This window comes from Olsenella absiana, from assembly GCF_036408855.1.
GTDB lineage: Bacteria > Actinomycetota > Coriobacteriia > Coriobacteriales > Atopobiaceae > Olsenella_K > Olsenella_K absiana.
Genome location: NZ_JAZGJQ010000006.1, coordinates 1 through 15,816 on the forward strand (window position 1 = coordinate 1; position 15,816 = coordinate 15,816).

Below are 15,816 nucleotides of genomic sequence, written 5' to 3' on the forward strand. Positions count from 1 at the left end.
GGCTCGCTCCTGCCGGAAGGGGCGCTCGCGAGGCTCGGGATCGTCCGCATCCCCGCGGGGGGCGTGGTGCTGAAGCCCACGCTCGTCCCGCATGCGTATCTGAGGTAGCATGTCCGCAGGCGCTGCCTGCGGCATGGGTCCGCCGGCGGCGGACGAAGGGAATACGTCGGCCGGAGCCGGCAGCAGCACGCCCGTCAGTCCCCCTCCGTTGCGCGCAGTCGTGCAACCAGGGAGAGGGGGCCGGTCCCGGCATGGCCGGAAGATGCGCGATTCGGCGCCCAGGGCCCTCCGGAAGGCCGAATTGCACGCCTTGCCGCAACGCTTCCGCCGCATTCTGCAGGACTTGATGCAAACGTTGCGCTTCGGAATGCAGTGTTGCGCTTACAAATTCAATCCACCGGCGACTGGCGCTCTCCAAGGTTTTCCCAAAAAGGGAAAAAAGTTCTTGCGCACAGCCGCCACATTGCGTATATTAATCCCTGCGTCGCGGGCTTAGCGCAGTTGGTAGCGCGCCACCTTGCCAAGGTGGAGGTCGCGGGTTCGATCCCCGTAGCCCGCTCCATGATTTAATGGGGCCGGTCTCGTATCGGCCTTTTTCATAGCGTTGGCGAGATGGCCAAGTGGTAAGGCAGAGGCCTGCAAAGCCTTTATCCCCGGTTCGAATCCGGGTCTCGCCTCCAAGCGACGTCGAGGGCACCCCACGGGGTGCCCTCTCACTTTTTCGGAGCGGCCCCCTGCCGCGGCTCGCCCCCCGGCCGCGGCTCGCCCCCCCTGCCGCGGTTCGCCCCCCTGCCGCGAGCGCCTCCAGGGCGCCCGGCACGGACGAGGATGTCCGAATCACGCACGACTGAACCAACGCGCGGCAAAAGCCCAGTTGGCAGAAGGCCAGGACTGCAACCGTGCGTAACTCCTCGCTGGACCGGCGATAGAGCCTCTCGCGTGAACTGCCTGCCGGCTCCTACACGCGTCGCATACGGGAGCTTGCCCGTAGAAGCTTGCCCGAGTCGACCTGCCTCCGGTTGGCCCAACGTGGGTTCGCGCCTATCCTTACCTGCGTTTTTCTCACCAGGTCAGAAAATTTCAAAAAACCGCTTGCGTTATGCGGGACCTTCCCCCATAATACTTTCTTGCGTCGCGGGCTTAGCGCAGTTGGTAGCGCGCCACCTTGCCAAGGTGGAGGTCGCGGGTTCGATCCCCGTAGCCCGCTCCATGATTTAATGGGGCCGGTCTCGTATCGGCCTTTTTCATAGCGTTGGCGAGATGGCCAAGTGGTAAGGCAGAGGCCTGCAAAGCCTTTATCCCCGGTTCGAATCCGGGTCTCGCCTCCAAGCGACGTCGAGGGCACCCCACGGGGTGCCCTCTCACTTTTCCGGGGCGGCGGACGGCGGCGGTCGCCCGGCCCCGGCCGGGCCCCCGGCCGCATACGGCGCCGCAGGCGGCGCGGGCGGTTGTCGGAGCGGCGCCGCCCCGCCTGGGGCCGCCCCGGCCACGACCGGCGCCGGCGCAGCCAGCCGGCGATGCGCGTGCACTTTCGGGAGTTAGGGACGCCCCCCGGCGCCACGCCCTGGCCCGGCAGCCCGGCCGGGCCCTCGCTGCAATCCGTCTCGGCCGGCGTTTTCCCGGGTAGCCACGACGTACCGGTCCGCTCCATGGCCCGGCTCCGCCCGCAACCCGTCCATAACCTCCGAAACTGCAACTATCAGCGCGGGAAATTGCGGAGGAGGGGCACGGGCGACGAAGCGGGCGGAGAAGCCGGGCACATTGTGTGGCTCTGAGACCAACAGCGTACGGGGCGCGTGACGTGGGGCGCGACGTGACGTGGGGCGGGGCGTAGACTGCGGGCTTCGCCGGCGCGTCGGCCATGGAGCGGGACGCCGACCACGGGACACACCGCCGCAGGCGGCACCGGCACCCGCGGCTACCTCAGCAGCTTCACCAGCCGTACGACCGTGCCCTGGCCGGAGCGCTTGAGATGGATCGAGACGCTGTCGGCAAGCAGGCGCATGAGCTTGATGCCGCGCCCGCGCTCGACGGCGTCCACGGATGAGACGGGCTCCTCGTCCGACGCGAGCTCGAAGCCCGCTCCGCAGTCGCTCACGTCGACGATCGCCCTGTCGGGGTAGCCGGTCACCGTCGCCAGCACGCCGCCCTGCTCGGTGTGGTCGACGGCGTTTCCCATGGCCTCCCCCACCGCAAGCGTCATGTCGAAGAGGCGGTCGCCCTCGAACCCGAGGTGGCGCAGCAGCTCCTCCACGCGACCGCGTGCGGCCTGGAGGTTGTCCCCCTCGACGCGCAGCACGTTGTGGGAGACGGGCTGGGCCTGGGGGTCGAGCTCCTCGAAGCGCGGGCGCTCGCCCGTCTGCTGCACGGGGGCATAGTCCACGAGTCGGTAGATGCTGAAGATGCGCATGACGCGCGGCGAAACGTTGATGCACGAGAGCAGGCCGCCAGACTCGCGCATCCTGCGCACGGCGCCGAAGAGCATGCCCATGCCCGCGGAGTCGACGTAGTCGGTCTGGGCGAAGTTGAGCATGATGCGGCGGCAGCCCTGGTCGCTCAGGCTCTGGATGAGCCTCTTGAGCGACGCGGCCTGCCGCACGTCGAGCGATCGCCCCACGGGCACGACTGCTATGTTCGTCTTTCCTGCCATATGGGATTTGTTCCCATTGTGGCGGAGCGCAATCGCGCGAGGCCCCGCGACTTCGCGATGTCCGCGTTCCTGGCGCCGCTGCGGCCCACGCCCCGGCCTGGCGCCACGGCGGCCCACATCCCGGACGGTGCCGCGCCCGCCCGCGCCCGCCTACGCCTCCGGCCCGACCCCGTCGAAGCGCAGCGCGACCATGGCGACGTCGTCGTCCAGGCTGTTGTGCGTGAAGCCGTCGAGCGTGGCGAGCAGCCGGTCGCAGATGCCCTCGAAGCCTGCCGCCGCCTCGCGCATGACGGCCTCCCTGAGGCCGTCCTCGCCGAAGAAGTCGCCTGCAGGCGAGCGCGCCTCGGTGGTGCCGTCCGTATAGAGCAGCAGCATGTCGCCCTTCTCGATGGACTCCACGCCGTCCTGGTAGGCCATGTCGGAGAAGGCGCCGACCACGCCCGACTGCACGTTGAGCGTCGCGTACTCGCCCGTCCTGCTCCGCATGAGGATCGCTGGCGGGTGTCCGGCCGAGCAGTACGTGATCGTCGCCTCGTCCAGGTCGACGAGGCCCACGAAGAGCGTGGCGAAGGTCTCCACGCGCGAGAAGCCCAGGAGGAAGTCGTTGAGCGAGCGCACCATGCGCGCCGGCTTGAGCCCCTCCCAAGCGTAGGCGCCCAGGGCCGTCTTCACCGCGGCCGAGACGGACGCGGCCTCCACGCCCTTCCCCGAGACGTCGCCCATGATCACGCACGCGCGGCGCCCCGGAAGGCGGACGAGGTCGTAGAAGTCGCCGCCCACGAAGGCCGAGGCGGTGGCTGACGAGTAGAGCCCCTGGGCGGAGATTCCCTCGACCTCCTGCAGCTCGTTCCTCATGCCGCTCTGCAGCGCCTGCGAGATGCGCTTGTCGCGCGCGCTCTCCTCGCGCCCCTGGGCGAGGTCGCGCACGTCATCGGCCAGGCGGCGCAGGAAGTCGACCTCGCCGTCCTCGAAGGGCTCCTCGCCCGCGCCTCGCGCCAGCACGAAGGCCAGGCGCGGGGAGATCGCGCTCCCCACGTCCACGACGACGGACTGCGAGAGGTCCTCGCCCCACGCCGCGAGCGCGCGCCCAAGCGGCGAGGACGCCTCGAGGGGCGCGACCTCGCCGCCGTCCTGCGCGGGGTCTGCCAGCTGGGCGGCCGCTTCGGCCGCAAGCTCCATCCTGCGGCCGTCGGAGAGGACGGCCATCCCCCTCGAGCCGTCCGGCCCCAGGCGGACGCGGACGAAGCGGGCGTCGAGCTCGTCGGCGGCGTCGGCGAGAACCGAGGCCACCAGGGCCTCGTCCAGGGTGTCGGCGGCCATGAGGCGCTCCCTGAGCTCGGTCGAGCGCGCGGCCAGGTGCTCCTTGCGCTGGGCGCGCATGGCGGCGAAGGCGCCCATGAGCTGCACGGAGAGGTACTGTCCCACGGCGTCGAGCAGGCGCGCGTCCTCGCGCTTCGTGGGGTGGACCGCCTTCCAGCCGACGATGATGACGCTGATGACACGCCCGCCGAACCACACGGGGACCACGAGGAAGCTCGTGAAGGGCGGGAGCAGCCGCGCGTCGACGCGGTGGGTCTCGTGCGTCTCCTCGTCGAGCACCTCGCGGGTGGCGAGCCGGCCGCGGCGCAGGTCCTCGGTGGAGGCGCTAAGCACCCTGAGACGCATCGCCTGGCCGAGCCGCTTGGCCGCGGCGCCCGAGACCTTTGCGTAGGGCAGGTACTGGGCGGCGCGGCCGACGTCCGCGCCCTCGCTCATCGCCCGCAGGTGGAAGCCGTCGGACTCGGCGATGTAGACCATGGTCCCGCTCGCCCCCATGGTCCGGTCGATCCCGTCGAGCACGCGCTCGAAGAGGGTCCCCACGTCGGGCGAGTCGAGCGTGCCCAGGACGATGTCGAGCGTGCCCGACAGGCGCCGGTTCGCCTCGGAGAGCTCGGAGACGAGCCGCTCGTGCTCGGCGGCCACCGCGGCCTCGGAGTCGTCCCTGTGGGCGACGAGCAGGTAGGTGTCGCCCGGCGCGCGCACGCGGTCGCAGCGGACGACGACGCGCGCCGGCGTGCCGTCCAGGCTGGCGATGACGAGGCGCGCGGAGGTCCCGTCGCTCGGGAAGGGCAGGGAGGCGAGCGAGAAGGGCGTCTCGGGCGCGACCCCCACGGCCGGCGGGAAGAGTCCGCGCACGTCCAGGCCCACGAGGAAGTCGTCTGTATGCTGGAAGAGGCGGCGGGCCTCCTCGTTGGCGAGGAGTATCACGCCGGCGCCGTCGAAGGCCACGACCGCGTCGCCCGTGAGCGCGAGCAGCCCCGCGAAGGCGCCCGAGACCGAGGCCCTGCCGATGCCCGTGACGCTCTCCACGGGCCTCCTGCGCCCCTCTGCGCCCGCCTGCGGGGAGCGGTGGGCCCCGTCCGTGTGGACGAGCCCGGGGCCCGACAGGGCGTCCGCGCCCCCGTCCACGCCTGCGGCGTCCTGCCGTCCCTCCTGGTCGCGCCCTGCGTCCACGTCGCGCTCCCTCCGCCTGCGCCGCCGGGACCTTCCGAGTACGGGGCCCCTCTATACGAAAAAGGGCGCCCGAAGGCGCCCTGCGATTCGTGGTGTCGGAGGCGGGACTTGAACCCGCACGACCTTTTAGTCAGTCACTAGCACCTCAAGCTAGCGCGTCTGCCAATTCCGCCACTCCGACATGCGAGCGAACTCAGTGCGTGCTCGCTTGCAACAAGGAATATATTAGCAGACCGTCAGACGCGCGCAAGCCCCAATTTGGATTTTTTTCTCGCCTTCGGTCCGCCGCTCTAGGGCAGGCCAGGGGACAAGGACACGGGCCCGCCCGCGGCATCCCGGCGGCTCGCGCCGCCGCAGGCTGCTCCTCCCGCGGCATCCCGGCACTCGCGCACCTCGCACCTCCCCTACGAAAGAGGGGACGCCTTGGCGCCCCCTCAGGTTCGTGCAAGCTCCGCGGCAAGGCCGCAGGGCCTTCGTTACTTCTCCCAGCCGTAGTTCTCGGGCGACGGGGTCTCGAGCAGGCACGGGCCGAAGTTGGCGAGGCCCTTCTTGGCCACGACGACGTCGGCGCCGCAGAAGACGGGGATGAAGCCGTAGGACTTGAGGGCCTCCTTCTCCGCCTCGTTCACGGCCTTCATCTGCTCGGCGTGGTCCGCGATGCCGCAGACGGCCGCGAACTTGGCGTCGAGCTCGGCGTTGCCGAGGTGCGTGAAGTTGGAGGAGGACTCGGAGCCGTAGATCTGGCCGCCATTGTTGTAGGAGGCGGAGCCGGCGCTCCAGGCGAACAGGACCGTGTCCCAGTTACCGCTGGTCAGCGTCTTGGAGAACTCGGATCCGGGGTGGTTGTCGATCGTGAGGTTCATGCCGGCGTCCTTGCACATCTTCTGGATGGCGGCGGCGCGGTTCTTGGTGACGTTGGAGTCGCCGAAGGTCGTGAAGCTGAAGGCGACCTGCTGGCCGTCCTTGGCGTAGTAGCCGTCGCTGCCCATCTCGTAGCCGGCGTCCTCGAGCGTCTTCTTCGCAGCCGCGATCTCGGACTCGGCGTCGCTGTTGGCCGTGATGTCGTCGGGCAGGTTGTTCTCGTAGCCGTCCTGCCACTGGCAGCAGAGCAGCGAGCCGATGCGCTCCTCGGACCAGTTTACGCCCTGATAGACGATGCTCAGGATCGTCGGGACGTCTAAGCACTGCGCGAAGGCCTTGCGGACGTTGATGTCTTTCATCGAGTCGCGCGTGGAGTTGATCTCGATGTTGGCGATGGAGATGGAGTTGGCGCGGCGGATCTCTGCGCTATCCATGCCGGCGAAGTTGGAGAGCATCTCCGAGGAGCCGGTGGCGCCGGGCTCGGTCGCGTCGATCTCGCCGTTCTTGAAGGCGTTGTACATGGCCTGGGAGTCCATCTGCTTGTAGACGATGGACTCGAGCTTGGCCTCGTCACCCCACCACTTGGGGTTGCGCTTGAAGGTGATCTGCGTCTGGTCGAAGGTGTCGACGGCGAAGGGACCCGCGCCCCACTCGTTGTGCGGGTTGTTGTTGAAGCCGTTGTTGAAGGTCTCGGCGTCAGCCGCAGCGTCCGGGTGCAGGAACGAGATGATGGACTCGACCGGGTAGTACGGGGTCGAGAAGGTGATCACGCACTCCTTGTCGGTCGCGCCGGCCTTGACGGACTCGATCTGCTGGTAGCCGTCGGTCATGGCGGGGGTGTAGTCCGCGTTCTGGCCGCTGCAGGACTTCCAGACGGACTCGTAGGCGCGCCAGTCGATCGGAGTGCCGTCGTTGAAGGTCGCCTTGTCGGCGATCTTGATGGTGCAGACCTCCTTGCCACTCTCCTCGGTCGTCTCGATGGAGTCGATGAAGTTGGGGTCGGGCGTGAAGGTGCCGCCGTCGGCGCTCTGCTTGAAGGGGAACAGCGGCATGTAGAGCTGCCAGAAGTACTTCATGTACGTGGTGTTGCCGTTGATGTTGTACTGGTTGAAGTCCGGGCCGATCTCGCTCGCGGAGAGGTTGAGCGTGCCGCCGTCCTTGATCTCGTCGCGGGACTTGGGGTTGGTGTAGACCTTGCCCTTCTCGGGGAGCGGGAGCTTGGTGAGGTCGGTGGTCGCCGGGCTGCCGCTCGCCGGCTCGGTGCCGGTGACGTCGTTCCCCTGCGCAGCGTTGTTGGTGCCGGAGCCGTTGCCGCCACAGGCGGCGAGGCCCAGGCCTGCGAGTACGGCCGCGGAGGCGGAGACGAACGTCCTGCGCGTGAGCTTTGCGGTCATGTGTCATCCTTTCTACAGAGTCATGACAGAGACATTTCCTAACTATGACACAAGCGATTCTTGAAACCGGCGAGGTTGGCGCGCGCTCTCCAAACGATGTCTAAACACCAGCCTCCGGCCGTCCTGGGCCTCGCTACGCCCTGCCACCGCGGATGAGGGAGGCCGCCGGGACGAGCTCGCCGTCCTTGTAGACGAGGCGCTCGCGCGTGCGCTCGACCTTGGGGTCGGGGATGGGGATGGCCGAGAGGAGCGCCTTGGTGTAGGGGTCCTGCGGGTTGGTGAAGACCTCCTCCGTGTCGCCCTGCTCCACGATCTTGCCGAGGTGCATGACGCAGACGTAGTCGGAGATGTGGCGGATGACGGCCAGGTCGTGCGCGACGAAGAGGTAGGAGAGCTTGAGCTCGCGCTGCAGGTCCTCGAGCAGGTTGATGACGCCGGCCTGGATGGAGACGTCGAGCGAGGCGATCGGCTCGTCGAGGAGCAGGATCTTGGGGCTCGTGGCCAGGGCGCGCGCGATCGCGATGCGCTGGCGCTGGCCGCCGGAGAACTGCGACGGGAAGCGGTCAACGTAGTCGGGGTTGATGCCGACGAGGTGCATGAGCTCGCCGATGCGCTTGTTGATCTTGCCCTCCGGCCACTTCTGCGCGCGCAGCGGCTCGGCGAGGACGTCGTAGATGGGCATGCGCGGGTCGAGGGAGCTCATCGGGTCCTGGAAGATGACCTGCAGGTCGCGCCTCAGCTCGCGCCGCTCGTGGCTGCCCTTGATCTCCGCGATGTCCTTGCCGAGGACCTTGATGGTGCCCGACTCGGGCTTCACGAGCTCCATGATCTGCGTGAGCGTCGTGGACTTGCCGGAGCCCGACTCGCCGACGAGCGCGAGGGTCTCCCCCTCGTGGATCTTGAAGGTGGCGTGGTCGACCGCCGTCATGGTGCCCTTGTTGCGGCGGATGAGGCCCTTGCCCTGGACCGGGAAGGTCTTGACCAGGTCGGTGACCTCGAGGACCACCGGGCGCTGGTCGCGCGGGACCTCCGCCCACTTGGGCGGCAGCGGCTCGAGGGCGGGGTAGACCTTGTCGAAGGTGAGGTGCTCCGCGCGGATCTTGTCCTGGTGCAGGCAGCTCACGAGGTGCCCCTCCGAGGGCTCGAAGGCCTCGAGCGCGGGCTCGACCCTGTGGCACTCCTCCGTCGCCATGGGGCAGCGCGGCGAGAAGGGGCAGCCGGAGGGGATCGCGGCGAGCGAGGGCGGGTTGCCCTTGATCGGCACGAGCCTGCTCGTGGCGGCCACGTGGGGCTTGGGGACGGCGCCGAGCAGGCCCATGGTGTAGGGCTGCGACGGACGCTCGAAGACGGTGTCGATGCTCGCGCGCTCGACGGCGCGGCCCGCATACATGACGAGCACGTCGTCGGCCGTGCCGGCAACGACGCCGAGGTCGTGGGTGATGAGCACGACCGCGGCGCCCGTCTCGCGCTGGGCTACCGCAAGCACGTCCAGGATCTGGGCCTGGATCGTCACGTCGAGGGCGGTCGTGGGCTCGTCGGCGATGATCACGTCGGGGTTGTTGGCGATCGCGATGGCGATGACCACGCGCTGCCTCATGCCGCCGGAGAACTCGTGCGGGTAGGAGTCGAGGCGCTCCTCGGGCCTCGTGATGCCGACGGTCTCGAGCAGCTCGACGCAGCGGTCGTGGACGGCCTGCTTGTCCATCTTGGGGTCGTGGACGAGAAGGGCCTCTGCCAGCTGCTCGCCGATGGTGAACATCGGGGTCAGGGCGGACAGCGGGTCCTGGAAGATCATCGAGATGGACTTGCCGCGGAAGGCCGCCATCTCCTCGTCGGTCTTGCCCACGAGCTCCTCGCCCGCGAACCGCACCGAGCCGGAGACGCGCGCGTTGTCGTCGAGCAGGCCGATGAGCGAGAGCGCCGTGACGGACTTGCCCGAGCCGGACTCGCCGACGATCGCCAGGGTGCGGCCGCGCCACAGGTCGAAGTTGACGCCACGGACCGCGTCGACCCTGCCGGCCTCGGTGTTGAAGGAGACCCTGAGGTCGCGGACGCTCATGATCGGGTCGCCGGTGGGCGCCCCCTTGGGGCCGTTGCTCTCGAGCAGCTCGTATGCGAGCACCTGGTCGGGCGTGGTCGAAGAGCCCTTGTCGGCTGCGATGTCCATGTTCTTCTCTTTCGTGTTCATGACTCTACCCCTGCCTAGAGCGCCGGCTCGGCGGCCTCGGCCTCGGCCTTGGACTCGGCGTCGGCGTCGTCCTCGACCTTGCCGGCGGCGCGGGAGTACGGGTCGATGGCGTCGCGCAGGCCGTCGCCGATGAGCTGCATGCTCACGCAGAGGACGATGAGGACGACGGAGGGGATCAGGATGACCCAGGGGGCCGAGAGCATGGCCGAGGACCCCTGCGAGAGGAGGTAGCCGAGGGAGGTGTCGGGCGCCTTGATGCCCAGGCCGAGGAAGCTGTAGGCGGTCTCGGAGTTGATGCCCGAGATGACGCCGAGGACCGTGTCGAGGATCAGGATCGAGCCCAGGTTGGGGATCAGGTGGCGGACGATGATCCTGATCGGCGGGACGCCCATGTACTTGGCGGCGCGCACGTAGTCGCGCTCGCGCAGGGAGAGCGCCATGGTGCGCAGGGTCCTCGCGTAGCCGATCCAGCCGAAGGCCGTGAGGCCGAGGATGAGGGTGATCCAGCCGGTCGTGCCGCTCGCCGAGCGCACGATCATGGCGACGAGGAGGAAGCTCGGGATGATCAGGAGCATGTCGAGCAGCCACATGCCGACCTTCTCGCCGACGCCGCGCGCGTAGGCGATGGCGGTGCCGACTATGGCCGCGATGATCGTGGTGAGGACGGCGTAGACGATGCCGATCGTGAGCGAGCGGCCGAGGCCGTGGACGACGCAGGCGAACAGGTCGAAGCCGCCGCCGTCGGTGCCGAACCAGTGGCGCGCGTTGGGCGGGACGTTGAGCGCCGTGAAGTCGGGGTCGGTGTAGGTGAACTTGGTCATGAAGGGGCCGAAGACCGCCAGCAGCACCATCACCACGAGGATGACGAGGCCGACCATGGCACTCTTCTGGCGCACGAAGCGACGCCAGATCAGCTGCGCGTAGCCGATGCGCTTGACCTCCATGCCCGAGCCGCCCTGGGCGTCGGCCATGAGCTCGAGCTCGGCGTTGGAGAGGTGCGCCTCGCTGTCGATCTTCTCCGCGATGGAGTCGTTGGGGGCGCCCGCCGCCTGCGCGTCCTCGCCCCTCTTGCCCGCGTCCTGGCGCAGGCCGTCCTTCTTCTCGTCTGCCATGTCTGACCTCCTAGCTCAGCTTGATGCGAGGGTCGAGCGCAGCGGCGAAGAGGTCCGCGAGAAGCGCGCCGACGAGCGTGCAGAGGCCGGAGAAGGCAGCGACGGCGACCGCACCGTAGATGTTGTTGCTGTTGATGCAGTTGATGAAGTACTCGCCCATGCCGTGGATGGCGAAGATCTTCTCCGTCATGACGGCGCCGGTGAAGACGCTCGCGATGGAGAAGGCCACGCTCACCGCCGTGGGGATGAGGGAGGCGCGCAGGGCGTGCTTGCGGATGGCCTGCTTGCGGGTGAGGCCCTTGGCGCGGGCCGTGCGGACGTAGTCGGCGTGCATCTCGTCGAGGAGGTAGGTGCGCTGCCCCAGGTGGTAGCCCACGGCGGTGATGATCGTGAGGACCACGGTGGGCAGGAAGATGTGCTGCAGGAAGTCGAGGAGGGCGAGGAGGAAGTTGTCGCCCGTGTAGCTCGAGAGCCCCGTCACGTAGAAGATCCTCGCCCCTGAGGCGGTGTTTATCTCGATCGCGAAGAACACGATCAGAATCGCGAGGACGACCGTCGGGATGACCATGAAGATGGAGGCCACGCCGCTCCAGAACCTGTCCTGCCACTGGTACTGCCGCTGCGCCGTGTAGACGCCCAGGCTCACGCCGATCACGACCGACAGGATCGTCGAGAGGGCCAGCAGCTTGACCGAGTTCATGATGCGCGAGGAGATCTCGGCGTTGACCGAGCTGCCCTCGGGGGTCTTGCCCCAGTCCCACTGAGAGAAGATGCCGTTGAGCCAGGTGCCGTAGCGCTCCATGATGGGCGTCTTGTCGTTGAGGTTGGCGTCGTTCAGCGACTTCTCGATGGACTCCTGCGGCGGGCGCGGGGTCTTGGACTCGTAGTTGGACCTCGGGCTCATGAAGGCCGACGCCATGAAGAAGGTCAGCGAGGTCGCGACGAAGATCATCACCGCGTAGCTCACGACTCTTTTGAAGATGTACAACAGAAAACGCCCCATTGAAGGCTCCTCACGCCATGCTCGCCGCCGCGGCGAACCCTGTGGCCACGGCGATGGCCCATGCGCCCAAGCGCACAATTGTTTACGAGCAGATTTCCGACAAGTTATTACTATACTCCAACACTGTTACGCGGACGCGCGCGCGGGGTCACCAATCCCCCGTGCGGAGCCGCTGTCGACGCCTGACCTGCACGGACCCAGGCGAGGCGGCGTGGCGCCGAGCAGTCGGAGCCGCGCTCCCTGCGCGCGGCTCGCACAGGATTTGCATAAAATTCGCACAAAAAGGCCTCCCCCGCAATGCTGCGAGGGAGGCTCGCGTGCAGGGAGGCTCTGCAGAACGCAGCTGGCGCGCGCCCGTCGAGGCTACATCCCGATGGTGCCGGTCGGGAAGGTCAGCGCCATGATGAGGACGCAGACGCCGAAGGTGACGGCGGTGATGATGGTCAGGCGATCGAGGTTCTTCTCCCAGACGCCGGAGCCTGCGGTCGCGTTGTACATGGAGGACGCGATGAGGTCCGAGACGCCCGTTCCCTTGCCGGAGTGCATGAGGACGAGCACGATCGTCAGGAAAGCCGAGATGGCCATGAGGACGAGCAGGATGATGTTGAGGACGCTCACGAAGACTCCCTCTGTGCGTGACGCGCACTTGCATAGACAATCCAACGTATTGACATTAGCACATGCCGATGCACGGGCCAAGGGGTGCACAAACCGTCCAGAGCATGCGCTCCCCCACCGTCGCACGGAAGCCGGCCGCACCCGTGGCGTCCTCGCGAGAGCCGCGTCGGCCGCGCGCCATCGGGCACACCGTCGCGGCGTCCTCCAACAGCCGGGGTCTGGGAGAGAAGGAATCGGGGCCCGGGCGCCATCGCCCGGACCCCGATTCGTCGCTCCTTCGGTCGAGCCCACGGGCCCGCCGCTGCCGAGCCGCTACATGGCGGCGCGCACCATCTCCGCGAAGGAGTCGGCCTTGAGGGAGGCGCCGCCGACGAGCGCGCCGTCGACGTCGTCCTTCTCCAGGAAGCCACCCACGTTGCCCGGCTTGGCGGAGCCGCCGTAGAGGATGCGGACGCCGTCGGCCGTCTCCTGGCCGAAGACCTCGGCGAGGGTCCGGCGGATTGCGCCGCAGACCTCCTCGGCGTCGTCGGCCGTGGCGGTCTTGCCGGTGCCGATGGCCCAGATGGGCTCGTAGGCGATGATGTACTTGGAGGGGTCGGACAGGTCGAGGCCCTCGGTGTCTCGCCTGACCTGGTCGCACACGAACTCGACGTGCTTACCGGCCTCGCGGACCTCGAGGGACTCGCCGCAGCAGCTGATGGGGACGATGCCGTGCTCCATCAGCTTCTTGGCCTTCTTGTTTACGTCCTCGTCCGTCTCGCCGAAGTAGCCGCGGCGCTCGGAGTGGCCGATGATGCAGTAGGTCGCACCGACGGACTCGAGCATGGACGGGGAGGTCTCGCCCGTGTAGGCGCCGGACTCCTCGAAGTAGACGTTCTGCGCGGACAGCGCGAAGGGGGCCTGCTCCTGCTCGATGACCTCGGCGACGCCCTTGAGGTCGACCGCGGGCGGGGCCACGATGACGTCCACGTCGCCCACGCCGCCCTTGAGCTCGGCGGCCAGGCCGCTCGCGAGCTCGACGGCCTCGCTGAACGTCTTGTTCATCTTCCAGTTGCCTGCCATCACATGGTTACGCATCGAGAAGCGCCTCCACTCCGGGAAGGGCCTTGCCCTCGACGAGCTCCATCGAGGCGCCGCCGCCCGTGGAGATCCAGCTCATCTTGTCGGCAAGGTCGAACTTGTTGATGGCCGCGACGGAGTCGCCGCCGCCGATGATCGAGGTGCCGCCGTTGGCCTTGACCTCGGCGACCGCGCGCGCGACGGCCTCGGTGCCATGCGCGAACTGGTCCATCTCGAAGACGCCCATGGGGCCGTTCCAGAAGACGGTCTTGGCGCCCTTGATCGCGTCGCCGAAGAGCTGCTCGGTCTTGGGGCCGATGTCCATGCCCATGCGGTCGTCGGGGATGTCGTCGGAGCTGACGACCTCGCCCTTGGCGTCCTCGCCGAAGTGGTCGGCCACGACGTTGTCCACGGGGAGAAGGACCTTGACGCCCTTGGCCTCGGCCTTCTTGAGCATCTCGCCGGCGCGCTCGACCCAGTCCTCCTCCTTGAGGGAAGTGCCGACCGTGTGGCCCTGCGCCAGGAAGAAGGTGTAGGCCATGCCGCCGCCGATGATCAGGGTGTCGGCGGAGTCGATGAGGTGGTCGAGGACGCCGATCTTGCTGGAGACCTTGGAGCCGCCGACGATGGCGACGAAGGGGCGCTCCGGCTCGGCGAAGATGGAGGTCAGGGTGTCGACCTCCTTCTCGAGCAGGAAGCCGGCGACGGCCGGGATGTAGGCGGCCGGGCCGACGACCGAGCCCTGAGCGCGGTGGGCGGTGCCGAAGGCGTCGAGGACGAAGATGTCGCCGTAGGAGGCGAGCCTCTTCGCGATCTCGGGGTCGTTCTTCTTCTCGCGCTTGTCGAAGCGGACGTTCTCGAGGACCAGGATGTCGCCCGGCTTGACGGCGGCGACGGCCTCGGCGGCCTTCTCGCCGTAGGTGTCATCGACGAACTTGACGTCGTAGCCCGTGAGCTCGGCGAGCTTCTCCGCGGCGGGCCTGAGCGAGAGCTCGGGCTCGGGGCCGTCGCCCTTGGGGCGGCCGAGGTGGCTCATGAGCACGATGCCGGCGCCGTGCTCTTTGAGGTACTTGATGGTCGGGATGGCGGCGCGCACGCGGGTGTCGTCCGTCACGACGCCGTCCTTCAGGGGCACGTTGAAGTCGACGCGCATGAGGATGCGCTTGCCCTCGACGTCCACGTCTCGGACGGTCTTCTTAGTGAAAGCCATGCTCTCTCCTAACCGTTGCATACGAAAGAAGGGCGCGGCCGCGGCTTTGAAGCTGCAACCGCGCCCCTCGGGCCTCATGTCTAGGACTGGCTAGGCAACGAACTTCTCGAAGTACTTGATGGTGCGGACCATCTGGGAGGTGTAGGAGTTCTCGTTGTCGTACCAAGAGGTGACCTGGACGAGGGTCTGGCCGTTGCCGAGGTCCTGGGCCATGGTCTGGGTGGCGTCGAAGATGGAGCCGTGGGTCTCGCCGACGATGTCACGGGAGACGATCTGGTCCTCGTTGTAGCCGAAGGTCTCGGGGATGGTCTCGGCATAGGCCTTCATGGCAGCGTTGACCTCGTCGGCCGTGACGGTCTTGGCGACGACGGCGTAGAGGTTGGTGAGGGAGCCGGTGGGCGTCGGGACGCGCTGGGCGGCACCGATCAGCTTGCCGTTGAGCTCGGGGAGGACCAGGCCGATGGCCTTGGCGGCACCCGTGGAGTTGGGGACGATGTTCTCGGCGCCGGCGCGGGAGCGACGGAAGTTGCCCTTGCGCTGCGGGCCGTCGAGGATCATCTGGTCGCCGGTGTAGGCGTGGATGGTCGTCATGATGCCGGAGACGATCGGGGCGAAGTCGTTGAGGCCCTTGGCCATGGGAGCAAGGCAGTTGGTGGTGCAGGAGGCGGCGGAAATGATGTTGTCCTCGGCCGTCAGGGTCTCGTGGTTGACGTTGTAGACGATCGTCGGCAGGTCGTTGCCCGCGGGAGCGGAGATGACGACCTTCTTGGCGCCGGCGTTGATGTGCGCCTGGGCCTTGGCCTTGGAGGTGTAGAAGCCGGTGCACTCGAGCACGACGTCGACGCCGAGCTTGCCCCAGGGCAGGTTGTTGGCATCCGGCTCCTTGTAGATGGTGATCTGCTTGCCGTCGACGGTGATGGAGTCCTCGCCGAAGGTGACCTCGTGGTCACGGGAGTAGTTACCCTGCGTGGAGTCGTACTTCAGGAGGTAAGCGAGCATCTCCGGGGAGGTGAGGTCGTTGATGGCGACGATCTCGGTGCCCTCGTGCGCGAACATCTGACGGAAAGCCAGACGGCCGATGCGGCCAAAGCCGTTAATTGCAACCTTAACTGCCATGCCTTCTCCTTTCGCAAGGCCCTCTGAGGCCGATCCCCAGACGGGTCAATGCCTTCCTCTCACAGTATAGCCACAAAGATGCCTTTGATTAAACACGAGATTCCGCGCCCGC

General features: G+C 67.7%; 10 protein-coding genes and 5 tRNA genes. 4 read left to right on the forward strand and 11 right to left on the reverse strand.

The window, feature by feature from the left end:
- The first annotated feature begins 486 nt into the window (after window positions 1–486).
- From VXJ25_RS06235 to VXJ25_RS06250, 4 genes are all read left to right on the forward strand, one after another.
- Window positions 487–562 (forward strand) — tRNA-Gly (locus VXJ25_RS06235).
- A gap of 44 nt (window positions 563–606) precedes the next feature.
- Window positions 607–680 (forward strand) — tRNA-Cys (locus VXJ25_RS06240).
- A gap of 454 nt (window positions 681–1,134) precedes the next feature.
- Window positions 1,135–1,210, forward strand: a tRNA-Gly gene (locus VXJ25_RS06245).
- A gap of 44 nt (window positions 1,211–1,254) precedes the next feature.
- Window positions 1,255–1,328 (forward strand) — tRNA-Cys (locus tag VXJ25_RS06250).
- 590 nt (window positions 1,329–1,918) lie between these two features.
- On the opposite strand, the gene VXJ25_RS06255 is transcribed toward VXJ25_RS06250, so the two are convergent.
- The 11 genes from VXJ25_RS06255 to gap all read right to left on the reverse strand — a co-directional run bounded on the left by VXJ25_RS06255 (window position 1,919) and on the right by gap (window position 15,704).
- Window positions 1,919–2,650, reverse strand: coding sequence for an anti-sigma factor antagonist (locus VXJ25_RS06255; RefSeq protein WP_330958348.1), 732 nt, complete (start codon window positions 2,648–2,650; stop codon window positions 1,919–1,921).
- Window positions 2,651–2,800: 150 nt separating this feature from the next.
- Entirely contained in the window at window positions 2,801–5,143 is a 2,343-nt protein-coding gene (locus tag VXJ25_RS06260; RefSeq protein ID WP_330958349.1) for a GAF domain-containing SpoIIE family protein phosphatase, read from the reverse strand.
- Between the two features lie 90 nt (window positions 5,144–5,233).
- Window positions 5,234–5,324: transfer RNA gene (locus VXJ25_RS06265), tRNA-Leu, on the reverse strand.
- A gap of 295 nt (window positions 5,325–5,619) precedes the next feature.
- Window positions 5,620–7,398, reverse strand: coding sequence for an ABC transporter family substrate-binding protein (locus VXJ25_RS06270; protein WP_330958350.1), 1,779 nt, complete (start codon window positions 7,396–7,398; stop codon window positions 5,620–5,622).
- Window positions 7,399–7,531: 133 nt separating this feature from the next.
- Window positions 7,532–9,586, reverse strand: coding sequence for an ABC transporter ATP-binding protein (locus VXJ25_RS06275; RefSeq protein ID WP_330958351.1), 2,055 nt, complete (start codon window positions 9,584–9,586; stop codon window positions 7,532–7,534).
- A gap of 14 nt (window positions 9,587–9,600) precedes the next feature.
- Window positions 9,601–10,698, reverse strand: coding sequence for an ABC transporter permease (locus VXJ25_RS06280; protein ID WP_330958352.1), 1,098 nt, complete (start codon window positions 10,696–10,698; stop codon window positions 9,601–9,603).
- Between the two features lie 10 nt (window positions 10,699–10,708).
- Entirely contained in the window at window positions 10,709–11,701 is a 993-nt protein-coding gene (locus tag VXJ25_RS06285) for an ABC transporter permease (RefSeq protein ID WP_330958353.1), read from the reverse strand.
- Between the two features lie 363 nt (window positions 11,702–12,064).
- Window positions 12,065–12,319, reverse strand: a complete 255-nt coding sequence (gene secG, locus VXJ25_RS06290) for a preprotein translocase subunit SecG (protein WP_330958354.1) — start codon at window positions 12,317–12,319, stop codon at window positions 12,065–12,067.
- Between the two features lie 312 nt (window positions 12,320–12,631).
- Window positions 12,632–13,396 (reverse strand): triose-phosphate isomerase, encoded by a 765-nt coding sequence (gene tpiA / locus VXJ25_RS06295; protein ID WP_330958355.1) that lies wholly within the window; start codon window positions 13,394–13,396, stop codon window positions 12,632–12,634.
- Window positions 13,389–14,588, reverse strand: coding sequence for a phosphoglycerate kinase (locus tag VXJ25_RS06300; protein ID WP_330958356.1), 1,200 nt, complete (start codon window positions 14,586–14,588; stop codon window positions 13,389–13,391). The genes tpiA and VXJ25_RS06300 overlap by 8 nt, the downstream gene beginning before the upstream one ends.
- Window positions 14,589–14,678: 90 nt before the next feature.
- Complete coding sequence (gene gap, locus VXJ25_RS06305; protein WP_330958357.1) at window positions 14,679–15,704, reverse strand: type I glyceraldehyde-3-phosphate dehydrogenase; 1,026 nt, start codon at window positions 15,702–15,704, stop codon at window positions 14,679–14,681.
- Between the last annotated feature and the right edge of the window lie 112 nt (window positions 15,705–15,816).

What these genes read in the sequence shown, in the direction of transcription:
- VXJ25_RS06280 (WP_330958352.1), bottom strand. Translation starts at nt 10,698, where the DNA reads ATGGCAGACGAGAAGAAGGACGGCCTGCGCCAGGACGCGGGCAAGAGG.
- VXJ25_RS06275 (WP_330958351.1), bottom strand. Translation starts at nt 9,586, where the DNA reads ATGAACACGAAAGAGAAGAACATGGACATCGCAGCCGACAAGGGCTCT.
- gap (WP_330958357.1), bottom strand. Translation starts at nt 15,704, where the DNA reads ATGGCAGTTAAGGTTGCAATTAACGGCTTTGGCCGCATCGGCCGTCTG.
- VXJ25_RS06255 (WP_330958348.1), bottom strand. Translation starts at nt 2,650, where the DNA reads ATGGCAGGAAAGACGAACATAGCAGTCGTGCCCGTGGGGCGATCGCTC.
- tpiA (WP_330958355.1), bottom strand. Translation starts at nt 13,396, where the DNA reads ATGCGTAACCATGTGATGGCAGGCAACTGGAAGATGAACAAGACGTTC.
- VXJ25_RS06270 (WP_330958350.1), bottom strand. Translation starts at nt 7,398, where the DNA reads ATGACCGCAAAGCTCACGCGCAGGACGTTCGTCTCCGCCTCCGCGGCC.
- VXJ25_RS06300 (WP_330958356.1), bottom strand. Translation starts at nt 14,588, where the DNA reads ATGGCTTTCACTAAGAAGACCGTCCGAGACGTGGACGTCGAGGGCAAG.
- VXJ25_RS06285 (WP_330958353.1), bottom strand. Translation starts at nt 11,701, where the DNA reads ATGGGGCGTTTTCTGTTGTACATCTTCAAAAGAGTCGTGAGCTACGCG.